This is a genomic window from Vibrio diabolicus, assembly GCF_011801455.1.
GTDB classification, from domain to species: domain Bacteria; phylum Pseudomonadota; class Gammaproteobacteria; order Enterobacterales; family Vibrionaceae; genus Vibrio; species Vibrio diabolicus.
In genome coordinates this window covers 170347-185320 of sequence record NZ_CP042451.1, presented here as the reverse complement: position 1 = coordinate 185320, position 14974 = coordinate 170347, and the positions used below count along the sequence as shown (strand labels likewise).

Sequence of the window (14974 nt, the reverse complement as noted above, 5' to 3'; positions counted from 1 at the left end):
CTCACTCGCTAAAGTGAGCACCTTCTTCCAAATAATCGCTTTGATTCTCTCGACTTTCATCAAGAGAGAAAAGGATTACTCTTCGTCTTCTAGCTCGATGTTGATACCTAGCGAGCGGATCTCTTTCAACAGTACGTTGAACGATTCTGGCATGCCAGGTTCCATGCTGTGGTTACCGTCTACGATGTTTTTGTACATCTTAGTACGGCCGTTAACGTCATCCGACTTAACCGTTAGCATTTCTTGTAGCGTGTAAGCAGCACCGTATGCTTCTAGTGCCCATACTTCCATCTCACCGAAACGCTGACCACCGAACTGAGCTTTACCACCTAGTGGCTGCTGAGTTACTAGGCTGTACGAACCAGTTGAACGAGCGTGCATCTTGTCATCAACAAGGTGGTTCAGTTTCAGCATGTACATGTAACCAACAGTTACAGGACGCTCAAACGCATCACCTGTGCGACCATCAAACAGTGTTAACTGACCTGATGTTGGTAGATCTGCTAGCTCAAGAAGTGCTTTGATTGACTCTTCTGGAGCACCATCAAATACAGGAGTCGCGATTGGTAGACCGCCACGCAAGTTCTTGATCAGAGTACGTACTTCATCATCAGATAGAGAAGCAATGTCTACTTTCTGGCGAGTGTCGCCTAGGTCGTAAACTTTTTGTAGGAACTCACGGAATTTCGCTAGTTCTTGCTGCTCTTTAACCATCTGGTTGATCTTGTCACCGATACCTTTCGCTGCCAGACCTAAGTGTACTTCTAGGATCTGACCGATGTTCATACGCGAAGGTACACCCAGTGGGTTAAGTACGATGTCTACAGGCTGACCTTTTTCATCGTATGGCATGTCTTCAACAGGGTTGATCTTAGAGATTACACCCTTGTTACCGTGACGACCCGCCATCTTATCACCAGGCTGAATGCGACGTTTAACCGCTAGGTAAACCTTAACGATCTTCAGTACGCCAGGTGCTAAATCATCACCTTGAGTGATCTTACGACGTTTAGTTTCGAACTTCTTATCGAAGTCAGCTTTTAGCTCGTCCCACTGCTCAGCAAGTTGCTCAAGCTGAGTTTGTAGTGCGTCATCTTCTAGCGTTAGCTCTAGCCACTTCTTACGATCAGTCGTGTCTAGTTTCGCTTCAGAGTAACCGCCTTCAATCAATACAGCTTTAACACGGTTTAGAAGGCCACCCTCAAGAATCTGGAATTCTTCAGTTAGGTCTTTCTTCGCTTCTTTAAGCTGCATCTGTTCGATTTCAAGCGCACGCTTGTCTTTCTCTACGCCATCGCGAGTGAAGACTTGAACGTCGATGATCGTACCTGATACAGAGTTAGGTACACGTAGTGAAGTATCTTTAACATCAGATGCTTTTTCACCGAAGATAGCACGTAGTAGCTTCTCTTCAGGCGTTAGCTGAGTTTCACCTTTAGGTGTTACTTTACCAACTAGGATGTCGCCACCCTTAACTTCAGCACCGATGTAAACGATACCTGACTCGTCTAGTTTAGACAGAGCAGATTCACCTACGTTTGGAATATCAGCTGTAATCTCTTCAGAGCCCAGCTTAGTATCACGCGCCACACAAGTAAGTTCTTGAATGTGGATTGTCGTGAAGCGGTCTTCTTGAACTACGCGCTCAGATACTAAGATCGAGTCTTCGAAGTTGTAACCGTTCCAAGGCATGAACGCGATACGCATGTTTTGACCAAGCGCTAGCTCACCTAGGTCTGTCGAAGGACCATCAGCAAGCACGTCACCGCGTGATACAGGTTCACCTGGCATCACACATGGGCGTTGGTTAATACATGTGTTCTGGTTAGAACGTGTGTATTTAGTCAGGTTGTAGATATCGATACCAGCTTCACCTGGTACTAGCTCTTCTTCGTTTACTTTAACAACGATACGAGAAGCATCTACTGACTGGATTACACCACCACGTTTCGCAACTGCAGTTACACCTGAGTCAACGGCTACGTTACGTTCAATACCAGTACCAACAAGCGGCTTGTCAGCTTTCAGTGTCGGAACTGCCTGACGTTGCATGTTCGCACCCATCAATGCACGGTTCGCATCATCGTGTTCTAGGAACGGGATAAGCGATGCAGCGATAGATACAACCTGGTTTGTCGCAACGTCCATGTACTGAGCGTGCTCACGAGGGTGTAGACCAGATTCACCTTTCTGACGAGCTGTGATCAGCTCATCTGCAAAAGTACCATCTTCGTTTAGCTTAGCGTTCGCCTGAGCGATAACAAATTGGCCTTCTTCGATTGCAGACAGGTAATCTACTTCGTCTGTTACTACGCCATCTACAACGCGACGGTATGGTGTCTCTAGGAAACCGTACTCGTTACAACGCGCAAACGCAGATAGAGAGTTGATCAGACCGATGTTTGGACCTTCAGGCGTTTCGATAGGACATAGACGACCGTAGTGCGTTACGTGTACGTCACGTACTTCGAAGCCAGCACGTTCACGAGTTAGACCGCCAGGACCCAATGCAGAAATACGACGCTTGTGCGTTACTTCTGATAGCGGGTTGTTTTGGTCCATGAACTGTGAAAGCTGTGAAGAGCCAAAGAATTCTTTAACTGCCGCAGAAATTGGCTTCGCGTTGATCAAGTCTTGAGGCATGATTGCGTCAAGATCGCCTAGGCTTAGACGCTCTTTAACTGCACGCTCAACACGTACTAGACCTACACGGAACTGGTTCTCAGCCATTTCGCCTACAGAACGGATACGACGGTTGCCTAGGTGGTCGATATCGTCCACTTCGCCCTTACCGTTACGGATCGCGATCAGCTTCTTCATCACTTCGATGATATCAGTTTCATCAAGTGTACCTTGCTCTTGAGCATCTTCACGGCCGATAGAGCTGTTGAACTTCATACGACCAACAGTCGATAGATCGTAACGCTCTTCAGAGAAGAATAGGCTTTCGAATAGAGCTTCTGCAGCTTCTTTTGTTGGCGGCTCACCAGGGCGCATCATGCGGTAGATTTCTACCAATGCAGAAATACGATCAACCGTGCTGTCGATACGTAGTGTTTCTGACATGAATGGACCGTGGTCTAGATCGTTCGTAAATAGAACTTCTAGCGCTTTGTGGCCAGCCTGAGATAGGTTCGCTAGTGCTTCCAGGCTGATTTCCTGGTTAGCGTTAACAATGATCTCGCCAGTTGCTTCATTAATGTAATCTTTTGATGCAACTTTACCTACGATGTACTCAACTGGTACTTCGATGTGATCAACACCATCTTTTTCTAGTTGGCGGATATGACGAGCTGTTACGCGACGACCTTGCTCAACGTAAACTTTACCATTCGCTTCGATGTCGAATGACGCAGTTTCACCACGTAGACGATCTGGAACCAACTCCATCAATAGAGTTTGGTCTTTCACTTCGAAGTTCACTTTCTCGAAGAAGAGATCTAGGATTTCTTCTGTCGACTTACCTAGTGCACGAAGAATGATCGATGCTGGTAGCTTACGACGGCGGTCGATACGAACGTACAAGTTATCCTTAGGATCAAACTCGAAATCAAGCCATGAACCACGGTAAGGAATAACACGTGCGTTGTATAAAACTTTACCTGAAGAGTGGGTCTTACCCTTATCGCTGTCGAAGAACACGCCTGGGCTTCGGTGCAGCTGGGATACGATAACCCTCTCGGTACCGTTAATTACGAAGGTACCATTGTCTGTCATGAGTGGAATTTCACCCATGTAGACTTCTTGTTCTTTAATGTCTTTTACAGTACCTGCTGGCGCGTCTTTATCAAAGATAACTAGGCGTAGTTTTACACGTAGTGGCTTTGAGTAAGTTACACCGCGGATTTGACATTCTTTAACGTCAAAAACTGGCTCACCAAGACGGTAGCTAACGTATTGCAGCTCAGAATTGCCGTTGTAGCTCTGAATCGGGAATACAGAACGGAAAGCGGCTTCAAGACCGTATTGACCTTCAGGATCCTGTTCGATGAATTTGTCGAACGAATCGAGCTGGATCGATAGCAGGTATGGAATGTCCAAAACTTGTGGACGAGTACCAAAGTCCTTACGGATGCGCTTTTTCTCGGTATAAGAGTAAACCATGGGGTTCCTCAGCTCGCTGATAAGTGACCCAAACTGTCCGCCCGCTCCTAGTTACTTAAGGGGGGTAAGGGACAGTGACTAATATAGCTGTTTACTGTAGTGACATTTCATTTCGTAAGAATGAAATGTTTTTTGCATGGATATCAGGCGCTTAAACAGCGGGAAAATTCGCCTATACCCTACAGCGCAAAAAGGCCGGTGGTTAAAAAACCACCAGCCAATTAGCCGTTAGGCTAAGAAACTATGCAATAATTACTTAACAGCAACAGTTGCACCAGCTTCTTCTAGCTGAGCTTTAAGAGCTTCAGCTTCTGCTTTCTCAACACCTTCTTTAAGAGGTGCTGGAGCGCCGTCTACAAGAGCTTTAGCTTCTTTAAGACCTAGGCCAGTTGCGCCACGTACTGCTTTGATTACAGCAACTTTGTTACCGCCAGCAGCTTCTAGGATTACGTCGAATTCAGTTTGCTCAGCAGCAGCTTCGCCGCCAGCAGCGCCGCCAGCTACAACAGCAGCAGCAGCAGAAACACCGAATTTCTCTTCCATTGCTTCGATTAGTTCAACAACTTGCATTACAGACATTTCTGCAACTGCGTCTAGGATTTGCTCGTTAGTAATAGACATAACAATTCTCTTTTAAGTCAACAATAAGTTTATTAAGCAACCAGTAAAAAGCAAGGCTTATGCCGCTGCTTCTTGTTTTTGATCGCGGATAGCTGCGATAGTACGCGCCAGCTTGCCAGCCGAAGCTTCTTTCATGCACATCATTAGGCGTGCAATTGCTTCGTCGTAAGTTGGTAGTGTTGCTAGTACTTCAGCGTCAGTTAAAGCGCCTTCATAAGCAGCAGCTTTGATCTCGAAATCTTTGTTCTCTTTAGCGAAGTCTTTGAAAAGACGCGCTGCAGCACCTGGGTGCTCATTAGAGAATGCGATTAGTGTAGGACCAGTGAAAGTGTCAGTTAGACACTCGTACTCAGTACCTTCAACCGCACGACGAGCAAGAGTGTTACGAACAACTCTCATGTAAACGCCAGCTTCACGAGCTTGTTTACGTAGAGAAGTCATCGCGCCAACTTGAACGCCACGAGAATCAGCTACAACTGCAGAAAGTGCACCACTGGCAGCTTCGTTGACTTCAGCAACAATTGCTTTTTTGTCTTGAAGGTTTAAAGCCATCTTGGATTTACTCCTGGTTGTCGTTACACCACTCACTATCATCACGACAGTGAGAGCTATTGAGGTGCTTCCCCAGAAGAAAGTTAACTATATTACATAGAGCTTTCTGTCAGTTCGGGCACCATCTACGTAGGATAATTAAGTTTGCTTTTACACAAACACCTACGGTCTTGGACGGAGACTGGGTCTTAATTCATTTCGAACTAGGAGACAGTTCAAAGAACCAAAGTTCAGCCCCAACCACAAATATTAGGCGCAAAATTATACACTAATTTTGCGCCTAAGCAAATAAATTATGCTTGAGTGTTCAGGCTAGCCTGATCAACAGCAACACCAGCACCCATAGTAGTAGAGATGCTTACTTTCTTCAGGAAAGTACCTTTCGCTGAAGATGGCTTAGCTTTCTTCAGAGCAACTAGAAGTGCTTCTAGGTTCTCTTTGATCTGCTCAGCAGAGAAGTTTGCTTTACCGATAGTAGTGTGGATGATGCCGTTTTTGTCGTTACGGTAACGAACCTGACCAGCTTTAGCGTTTTTAACTGCTTCAGCAACGTTAGGAGTTACAGTACCAACTTTAGGGTTTGGCATAAGACCGCGAGGACCTAGGATAGTACCTAGTTGACCTACAACGCGCATTGCATCTGGAGAAGCAACAACTACGTCAAAGTTCATTTCGCCTTTCTTAACTTGCTCAGCAAGATCTTCCATACCTACGATGTCTGCGCCAGCTTCTTTAGCTGCTTCAGCGTTAGCACCTTGAGTGAACACTGCAACGCGGATTTCGCGGCCAGTACCGTGAGGTAGTACAGTTGCACCACGTACGTTCTGGTCAGATTTACGAGCATCAATGCCTAGGTTAACAGCAACATCTACAGACTCAACGAATTTCGCAGTCGCTAGTTCTTGAAGAAGAGCTACAGCTTCGTTGATTTCGTATTCTTTAGTTACGTCAACTTTTTCGCGGATTACGCGCATGCGCTTAGTTAGTTTTGCCATCTTATTAACCCTCTACCACTAGGCCCATTGAACGAGCAGTACCAGCGATAGAACGCTTCATCGCTTCGATGTCAGCACCAGTCATATCAGCAGCTTTAGTTTCTGCGATTTCTTGGATTTGAGCGTCAGTTACAGTACCAACTTTTTCAGTGTTTGGACGACCTGAACCAGACTTAACGCCAGCAGCTTTCTTAAGAAGAACAGCAGCAGGTGGAGTCTTAGTTACGAACGTGAAAGAACGGTCGCTGTATACTGTGATAACTACTGGAGTTGGTAGACCTTTCTCAATAGATTCTGTTTTTGCGTTGAACGCTTTACAGAATTCCATGATGTTCACACCGTGTTGACCTAGTGCAGGACCTACTGGTGGACTAGGGTTAGCCATACCAGCAGCAACTTGTAGCTTGATGTAAGCTTCAACTTTCTTAGCCATGATAATTCCTAAGTTTGGGTACAAACGCTAATCGCGGATCAGCTCCCCGTTTGTGTAAGAAACTTTTTACTTCACTTGAAGTAAAAAGGCGCGAAATTATAGTCATAATCCGCGCCTTATACAACCCTAAAAAGGTGATTTTTTATACTCTTTAACGAAGAGTCTTAGTCCAGCTTTTCAACCTGACCAAATTCAAGCTCAACTGGTGTCGCACGACCAAAGATCGAGACAGACACTTTCAGGCGGCTCTTCTCGTAATCCACTTCTTCAACAGTACCGTTGAAGTCAGCAAATGGACCTTCGTTAACACGTACCACTTCACCCGCTTCGTACATTGTACGCGGACGAGGCGCTTCACTCGCTTTCTCAAGACGATTAAGAATCGCGTCAGCCTCTTTATCCGTGATAGGTGCCGGACGGTCTGAGGTACCACCAATGAAGCCCATGACACGCGGCACACTGCGTACTAGGTGCCATGATTCATCGTTCATAATCATCTGAACAAGGACGTAACCTGGGAAGAACTTACGCTCAGATTTGCGACGCTGACCCGCGCGCATTTCTACTACTTCTTCAGTAGGAACAAGTACTTCACCGAATAGCTCTTCCATGCCGTGCATTTTGATATGCTCGCGCAGAGATTGAGCTACACGACCTTCAAATCCAGAGAAGGCTTGAACCACATACCAGCGTTTTTTTGGAGCTTCACTCATGAATAAAAACCCTCTATACCCCAGTTGCTAGAGCTACTAGACGAACCATAATTCCGTCAATACCCCATAGCACTAGAGCCATTACAATACTTACAGCTAAAACGATCAGTGTTGTTTGCATGGTTTCTTGGCGAGTAGGCCAAACAACTTTACGTACTTCCATACGCGATTCTTTTGCAAAACTGATCGCTGCTTTACCTTTAGTCGTTGTTGCTGCAACGCCTAAGGCAGCTGCAATAAGAACAACAACGCCTGCAGCACGAACCACTACAGACATTTCACCATACAGGTAATTACCCACAACAGCGGCAGCTGCCAATACGAAAGCGGCTAACCACTTAAACGTATCTGCTGCGTTTGAGCTATCAGGAGTTTCAGCATTATTTGCTTTCATAAAACCAACCTGTTACAAGTCTTAATATAGACGACAACAACCCCGCTGTTGCAGGGCAAACTCCATATCGCTGAAAAAATCAGCGTACTCTTCTTAAGATTAAGCATCTTTGCTTAATCTTGCTCTGCGCCCAACCCACTTCTGAACAAGAAAACAGCAAAAATAATGTTGAGTGCAGAAAAAGGGCATCAAATGATGCCCTTTTTGCTACTGGTTCGTCAAATCTAATTCAAGATTTTCCGAAAGCATCGCTAATTCGCTATGAATTAGTCGAAGATCTTAGCAACAACACCAGCACCTACTGTACGGCCACCTTCACGGATCGCGAAACGTAGACCTTCGTCCATTGCGATTGGTGCGATTAGCTCAACAGTCATCTGTACGTTGTCACCTGGCATTACCATTTCTACGCCTTCTGGTAGCTGGATGTCACCAGTTACGTCAGTTGTACGGAAGTAGAACTGTGGACGGTAGCCTTTGAAGAATGGAGTGTGACGACCACCTTCATCTTTAGACAGTACGTATACTTCTGATTCGAACTTAGTGTGTGGAGTGATTGAACCAGGCTTCGCTAGTACTTGACCACGTTCAACTTCGTCACGCTTAGTACCACGTAGAAGTGCACCAACGTTCTCACCTGCACGGCCTTCGTCTAGAAGCTTACGGAACATCTCTACACCAGTACATGTTGTAGTAGTTGTTTCCTTGATACCTACGATAGCAACTTCGTCACCTACAGTTAGGATACCACGCTCGATACGACCAGTTACTACTGTACCACGACCTTGGATTGAGAATACGTCTTCGATAGGCATTAGGAATGGCTGATCTACCGCACGCTCTGGCTCAGGGATGTAAGTATCTAGAGCTTCCGCTAGTTCAACGATTTTCGCTTCCCACTGCTCTTCGCCGTTTAGTGCGCCTAGTGCAGAACCTTGGATAACTGGTAGGTCATCACCTGGGAAATCGTATTCAGATAGAAGTTCACGAACTTCCATTTCTACTAGTTCTAGTAGCTCTTCATCGTCAACCATGTCACATTTGTTCATGAATACGATGATGTATGGGATACCAACCTGACGGCCTAGTAGGATGTGCTCACGAGTTTGTGGCATTGGGCCATCTGTCGCAGCAACAACTAGGATACCACCGTCCATCTGTGCAGCACCAGTGATCATGTTTTTAACGTAGTCCGCGTGTCCTGGACAGTCAACGTGTGCGTAGTGACGAGTTGGAGTGTCGTACTCAACGTGAGAAGTTGCGATTGTGATACCGCGCTCACGCTCTTCTGGAGCGTTATCGATAGATGCGAAGTCTTTAGCTACACCGCCGTAAACTTTAGCAAGAGTAGTACAGATAGCTGCAGTTAGAGTTGTTTTACCGTGGTCAACGTGGCCGATAGTACCAACGTTAACGTGCGGTTTCGTACGTTCAAATTTTTCTTTAGACATGAGTGGTCCCTCTAGGTACGGATTTAGGTGGCCCAAATTGACCACGCAACCAAAAAAAGATAATTGGTAAATCTAATATCAAAAGGAAATAAACTTGAGAGCTGGTGCTGATAGGCAGACTCGAACTGCCGACCTCATCCTTACCAAGGATGCGCTCTACCACCTGAGCTATATCAGCACTCAAATTAGAGTGGAGCGGGCAGCGGGAATCGAACCCGCATCATCAGCTTGGAAGGCTGAGGTAATAGCCATTATACGATGCCCGCAACACGTAACTCTGAGAGCTATTTCCTAAAGAATATGGTGGAGGGGGACGGATTCGAACCATCGAAGGCAGTGCCGGCAGATTTACAGTCTGCTCCCTTTGGCCACTCGGGAACCCCTCCAAATTTTCAAGCCATTCAGACTACTAAAGGAAAGAATGGTGCCGACTACCGGAATCGAACTGGTGACCTACTGATTACAAGTCAGTTGCTCTACCTACTGAGCTAAGTCGGCATAAGTGGTGCGCATTCTATTGAATGATTTTCGAGGTTGCAATAGTAATTTTAAAAAAAATCATAAAATTCGATTTTTTAGATTCGTTTGCTGCAAATTCGTACAAACTTGGCTTTTTTAAAGTAAACTTCGACCTTTGTCGTTTGCTTTGAAGTTCGCTTGATGTATGTTCTTGCTTCTACTAAACCAAGGATAAAAGAGACCCATGAGTCCATTTTTGTCATTTGACCGTGCAAACTGGGCCGAGTTAAGAAACTCTGTACCGATGACACTTTCTGAAGACGACTTGACTGCGCTTCAGGGCATTAATGAAAACCTAACCATGGAGGAAGCGGTAGAAATCTACCTTCCTTTGTCTCGTCTTTTGAATCTGTACGTCCAAGCCCGTCAAAGCCGCAACTCTGTATTACAACAATTCTTGAATACGGAAGAACATGCCCCTCCTTTTGTGATTGGTATCGCCGGCAGTGTCGCTGTAGGCAAAAGTACGACAGCTCGTATTCTGACCGCATTGCTTTCTCGTTGGGAGAATCATCCCAAAGTGTCCTTGGTCACTACAGATGGCTTTCTATATCCGAAAAAGGTACTAGAAGAACGCGGTATCATGCATCGTAAAGGGTTTCCTGAGTCCTATGATATCAAACGTTTAGTTGAGTTTATGTCTGACGTTAAAGCGGGTAAGCCGGATCTTGAAGTACCTATTTACTCCCACATCACGTATGACATTACGGACGAACTAAGAAAAGTTGATAGACCGGATGTTCTTATCATTGAAGGTTTAAACGTTCTACAAAGTGGAATGGATTATCCGCATGATCCACATCGCGTCTTTGTCTCTGATTTTTTGGATTTTTCGATCTATGTCGATGCTGAAACAGAGACAATTGAACAATGGTATGTGGAACGATTTTTAAAGTTTCGCCAAGGGGCTTTTACTAAACCCGGTTCTTATTTTAGTCACTACACGCAACTGTCAGTCGATGAAGCAAAGCAAAAAGCGAAACAAATTTGGCATGATATTAATGGGCTCAACTTGGAGCTGAATATTCTTCCAACCCGAGAAAGAGCCCATTTGATTCTACACAAAGGCGTCAACCACTTGGTTGATAAGGTATCTTTGCGAAAGTAATTGAACGTCAATCGCTTTTACGCAACGAGATTTCACCACCAATGTAAGTCTCTAGCCCTTGGGAGGTTTCGAGTAATATCCCGCCTTGATGATCAATGCCGCGTACGACGCCGTGCACCTCTCTAGGTCCGATGAGCAGCTTGACTTGACGATTGAGAAAGTTATCTAATCGATTCCAACGTTCGACAAAGCTGGTAAGTCCTTTCAGTTCATACTCGATAAGTGCGGAATTCCAATGCTGGATAAGCGTCGTCGCTAGGACATTTCTATCGATCACGAGACTCTCGTTTACCTGATTCAATGTTGTCCATGGTTGATCAATCTCAGGTTGCTCATCAGGCATTCCAATATTGAGCCCCATCCCAATCACAAGATGAGCAGCACCACCGGCCTGCCCTGACATCTCCACTAAGATTCCTGCCAGTTTTTTATCTTGATAATACAGGTCATTTGGCCACTTGAGTTTAACGCCTTGTATGCCCATTTCTTCTAGTGCTTCCACTGCGGCAATACCAATAACAAGGCTTAAGCCCATTGCCGCGGCCATTCCCGCATCTAATCGCCAGTACATGGATAGGTATAAGTTAGAGCCAAATGGAGAGATCCATTGTCTACCGCGGCGACCACGTCCTTGTGCTTGATACTCAGCTATACAAACACGGCCCTTTTCTGACTCTGCAACTCTATCAAGCAAATACTGGTTGGTTGAGTTAATCACAGGAACAAGCTCAACAAGTGACTCCGCACTAGCAGTAAGGAGAGCTTCATCTAGCAACTGCAATGGTGATGCCAACTGGTAACCGCGCCCTTGCACTCGATAAATATCAATGCCCCACTCACTAAGACCTTTAATATGCTTAGCTATTGCCGCTCTGGATACATTCAGGGCTTCGCCCAGCGCCTCTCCAGAATGAAACCCGCCGTTACTTAATGACTTTAAGATATGAAGTTTCGTAGAGTGATCTTTTCTCATCTTAACGCCTCGATCTGAGCCAAGTTGGTTTCCCCGGTACGGTTCAGAAATCGCACTTCATGCTCAAGTTCTATTTGGTATTTATCCCACACTGCCTGCTTCACTAGGGAAGCAAGTGCGACAACATCATCGGCACTGCAGTTGTCCATGTTGGTCAAAACCAAGGCTTGCATAGGGTTGACCTGTGCACCATGCACAGACTTCCCCTTTAATCCGCACTGATCAATCAGCCAACCAGCCGCGACTTTCATTCCGCCAGGAGTTGGATAGGCCACGATATTAGTATGTTGCTTCATGAGCCGATCATAATGATCTTGAGTGATCACTGGGTTTTTAAAGAAACTCCCTGCGTTACCTACTTTGGCTGGATCCGGCAGTTTCTCCGTTCGCACTTGGCAAACTCGCTCGAAGATTGTTGCTGGGCTAAGTTGTTCTTCCGGAATATCTTTTAAAGGACCATATTGATTAATCGGTTGCCATTGCTTAGCCAACTTAAGCCCTAGTGCGGTAATAAAGCACTTTTCATGCAAAGCGTGTTTAAAAATGGAGTCTCGGTAGCCAAAGTCACAGTCTCTGGCGCTCATTCTTCTATGTTCAAATGTAGTTAGATCAAGAACATCCACGTAATCACAAATGTCTTTTAGCTCTAGCCCATAGGCTCCAATGTTTTGAATAGGAGCCGAGCCTGCACAGCCAGGGATCAGGGCTAGGTTTTCTAACCCACCAATTCCCTGACTCACACACCAGGAAACCAACTCAGGCCAGTCTTCACCACCTGCAATATGCAACAGGTATTGGTCATCCGTTTCCGTCACATGTTTACCCATGATTCGATTAACGATCACTAACCCGTCAAAATGCTCAGTGAAAAGAACATTACTTCCTTTACCTAAAAAAAGTTTCGGTAAATGGGTGAATCTCGGGTCTTGAAATAGTTGGGTAACCTCCTCGAGCGACTCGATGGTCGCTAAATAGGAACACGACTGTTCAATCCCAAAAGTATGGTAAGCCTTAAGGCTTGCATTTGTTTTAATTTGCATAGTAGGTTTGCAACGTCAGATAAGATTCTCTTAAACTGTCGACATTCTACATTAGTTATCTTTTAACCGCAGTGACAATACCTGACTCATTAATCATAGAAGTGTTAAATCCTATCAAGCTCCCTCTCATTAAGAGGTTGTACAAAGCGCATTACCCTTCGGGTCGAGCCAAAAAGGATGAACTGATCATTACAGCGAGCCATAAAGGTGAAATCGTTGCGTTACTACGCTTAAAAACCGTAGATAGATCTCGATTGCTGACGGGAATGCTGGTCATTCCAACACTTAGGGGAACTGGCATTGGAAAAGAACTACTAACTCATTGTAAAAACAATGTTTTCACTGATGGCGATTATTGCTTCGCGTTTACACATCTCGAATCCTATTATTCCAAGCATGGATTCAAAACCATTGATTGCTCTGAGCTACCACACCCGCTAAAAATGGCATTTCAACGCTATGTAGATAGCGGTAAAGATCTCATTCCAATGCAATTCATCTCTTCAACGACATCAAAACGCGCGCTTTTGTAGCCAGGTAAATCATATCTTTGATAAAATGGCAGGTTCGCAATATTGCACTAAACTAAGGTACTCATACCGATATGATAGTAAGTAGGAATCCATTCGAACAGTTGCCAAGTCTCGCTGTCAATCCGGAAGACTTTGATGTTCTGTATTCAGCAGAATCATTCAGGACTCGTCTTTTGGATGCAATCAGTAAAGCAACGTCGCGAATTTACCTAGTCGCTCTATATCTGGAAGATGATGAAGCTGGACGTGAAATCCTCACTGCGCTTTATGAAGCGAAACAGCGTAATCCTGGGTTGGACATCAATATCTGTGTCGACTGGCATCGAGCGCAGCGTGGCCTTATTGGTGCGGAAACATCTGAGGGTAATTCTGCGCTTTACAAAGCGTATGCCAATAAGTACCAACACCCGATCCCTGTCTATGGTATACCTGTGCGTGGCAGAGAGGTTTTTGGGGTACTGCATTTAAAAGGCTTCATTGTCGATGATACTGTCATCTACAGTGGGGCAAGCTTAAATAACGTTTATCTGCACTATCACGAACGGTATCGCTTTGATCGTTACCATGTGATTCGACATGAGTCTTTAGCTAATTCAATGGTGCAATTCATTCAGGAAGAGATGATTGCTCACCCAGCTGTCAATGATCTTGCTGGAAAAGATAAGCCAGAAACCAAAGAAATTAAGTCGGCGATTCGTCAACTGAGAGCTTCACTTGCTCAAGCTAATTATCAGTTTGAAGACCAACCTGCAACAGAGGAAAGTGTAAAAATCACCCCGCTAGTTGGTCTAGGCAAACGCCGCAATCTGCTCAATCAACAGATTGTAAAGTTACTAGCGGCCGCCCAAAACGAAATCTTTATCTGTACGCCTTACTTTAACTTCCCTAAAGCGCTGCATCGTGAAGTGAAGCGAGCCATGAAACGCGGTGTGAAAGTAACTATTGTTGTGGGCGACAAGACAGCAAACGATTTTTATATTGCCCCTGAGGAAGACTTTAAAACCATTGGTGGACTTCCATATCTGTATGAAGTAAACCTACGCCGCTTTGCGAAAGCAAATGAAGCGAATATCGCTGCGCGTAAACTGTCAATTCACCTCTGGAAGCATGACAATAATAGCTTCCATCTCAAAGGCATTTGGGTTGATAAACGCTATATGCTACTGACGGGGAATAACTTAAATCCTCGGGCTTGGTCACTTGATCTAGAAAATGGACTTCTCATCCAAGACAATTATGCGAAACTCACTGATAAGTTCGAAGATGAGGTTTCGCGTATCCTTGAGCATACCCACCTTATCTGTACTTATAAACAGTTAGAAAAAGTGGAAGATTATCCGATAGGGGTGCAACGGTTAGTAAGAAAAATAACCCGCCTAAAAGCAGATGGGGTTTTAAAACGCATCCTGTAAGCATAATTAACTTCAAAGCTCAGCATTTTCCTGCTGGGCTTTTTTATTATTCCTAGATCCAACAGCTTAATACTCTATTAGACCTCTATATTAGTAGACTTCAGTAAATAAGCTTGCGAGACGCAA

At 45.1% G+C, this 14974-nt stretch carries 13 protein-coding genes and 4 tRNA genes; 3 read left to right on the top strand and 14 right to left on the bottom strand.

Features of this window, described 5'->3' with window-relative positions; all coding sequences use genetic code 11:
* Nucleotides 1-75: 75 nt before the first annotated feature.
* The 12 genes from rpoB to FR741_RS00875 all read right to left on the bottom strand — a co-directional run bounded on the left by rpoB (nt 76) and on the right by FR741_RS00875 (nt 9761).
* Entirely contained in the window at nt 76-4104 is a 4029-nt protein-coding gene (gene rpoB / locus FR741_RS00930; protein WP_005397275.1) for a DNA-directed RNA polymerase subunit beta, read from the bottom strand.
* A 252-nt stretch (nt 4105-4356) separates the two neighbouring features.
* On the bottom strand, nt 4357-4725 hold the full coding sequence (rplL, locus tag FR741_RS00925) for a 50S ribosomal protein L7/L12 (protein ID WP_005397273.1): 369 nt from the start codon (nt 4723-4725) through the stop codon (nt 4357-4359).
* 57 nt (nt 4726-4782) lie between these two features.
* Nucleotides 4783-5277: a 50S ribosomal protein L10 gene (gene rplJ / locus FR741_RS00920; RefSeq protein WP_005397270.1), complete on the bottom strand. Its 495-nt coding sequence runs from the start codon at nt 5275-5277 to the stop codon at nt 4783-4785.
* A 293-nt stretch (nt 5278-5570) separates the two neighbouring features.
* Nucleotides 5571-6272 (bottom strand): 50S ribosomal protein L1, encoded by a 702-nt coding sequence (gene rplA, locus FR741_RS00915; RefSeq protein ID WP_005384683.1) that lies wholly within the window; start codon nt 6270-6272, stop codon nt 5571-5573.
* Between the two features lie 4 nt (nt 6273-6276).
* Nucleotides 6277-6705 (bottom strand): 50S ribosomal protein L11, encoded by a 429-nt coding sequence (rplK, locus tag FR741_RS00910; protein WP_005384682.1) that lies wholly within the window; start codon nt 6703-6705, stop codon nt 6277-6279.
* Between the two features lie 164 nt (nt 6706-6869).
* Nucleotides 6870-7418 carry a transcription termination/antitermination protein NusG gene (gene nusG, locus FR741_RS00905; RefSeq protein ID WP_005384681.1) on the bottom strand — a complete coding sequence of 183 codons (549 nt, stop codon included), beginning with the start codon at nt 7416-7418 and terminating at the stop codon, nt 6870-6872.
* A 13-nt stretch (nt 7419-7431) separates the two neighbouring features.
* Nucleotides 7432-7812: a preprotein translocase subunit SecE gene (secE, locus tag FR741_RS00900; RefSeq protein WP_005397258.1), complete on the bottom strand. Its 381-nt coding sequence runs from the start codon at nt 7810-7812 to the stop codon at nt 7432-7434.
* 266 nt (nt 7813-8078) lie between these two features.
* The gene (gene tuf / locus FR741_RS00895; protein WP_012841309.1) at nt 8079-9263 is read right to left on the bottom strand and encodes an elongation factor Tu; all 1185 of its coding nucleotides are present in this window, start codon (nt 9261-9263) and stop codon (nt 8079-8081) included.
* A gap of 102 nt (nt 9264-9365) precedes the next feature.
* Nucleotides 9366-9441, bottom strand: a tRNA-Thr gene (locus tag FR741_RS00890).
* 13 nt (nt 9442-9454) lie between these two features.
* Nucleotides 9455-9529, bottom strand: a tRNA-Gly gene (locus FR741_RS00885).
* A gap of 35 nt (nt 9530-9564) precedes the next feature.
* Nucleotides 9565-9649: transfer RNA gene (locus tag FR741_RS00880), tRNA-Tyr, on the bottom strand.
* Nucleotides 9650-9685: 36 nt separating this feature from the next.
* Nucleotides 9686-9761: transfer RNA gene (locus tag FR741_RS00875), tRNA-Thr, on the bottom strand.
* A 205-nt stretch (nt 9762-9966) separates the two neighbouring features.
* On the opposite strand from FR741_RS00875, the gene coaA reads away from it, so the two are divergent.
* Nucleotides 9967-10890, top strand: coding sequence for a type I pantothenate kinase (gene coaA, locus FR741_RS00870; RefSeq protein ID WP_005398335.1), 924 nt, complete (start codon nt 9967-9969; stop codon nt 10888-10890).
* A gap of 7 nt (nt 10891-10897) precedes the next feature.
* On the opposite strand, the gene birA is transcribed toward coaA, so the two are convergent.
* Both birA and murB read right to left on the bottom strand, forming a co-directional pair.
* Nucleotides 10898-11863, bottom strand: a complete 966-nt coding sequence (gene birA, locus FR741_RS00865) for a bifunctional biotin--[acetyl-CoA-carboxylase] ligase/biotin operon repressor BirA (RefSeq protein WP_167426150.1) — start codon at nt 11861-11863, stop codon at nt 10898-10900.
* Nucleotides 11860-12903: a UDP-N-acetylmuramate dehydrogenase gene (gene murB, locus FR741_RS00860; protein ID WP_167426149.1), complete on the bottom strand. Its 1044-nt coding sequence runs from the start codon at nt 12901-12903 to the stop codon at nt 11860-11862. Before murB ends, birA begins: the two co-directional genes overlap by 4 nt.
* 101 nt (nt 12904-13004) lie before the next feature.
* Between murB and FR741_RS00855 the strand changes: the two genes are divergently transcribed.
* Nucleotides 13005-13436 (top strand): GNAT family N-acetyltransferase, encoded by a 432-nt coding sequence (locus FR741_RS00855; RefSeq protein ID WP_031780708.1) that lies wholly within the window; start codon nt 13005-13007, stop codon nt 13434-13436.
* A 71-nt stretch (nt 13437-13507) separates the two neighbouring features.
* On the top strand, nt 13508-14848 hold the full coding sequence (gene pssA / locus FR741_RS00850; protein WP_031780707.1) for a CDP-diacylglycerol--serine O-phosphatidyltransferase: 1341 nt from the start codon (nt 13508-13510) through the stop codon (nt 14846-14848).
* Nucleotides 14849-14974: the final 126 nt, after the last annotated feature.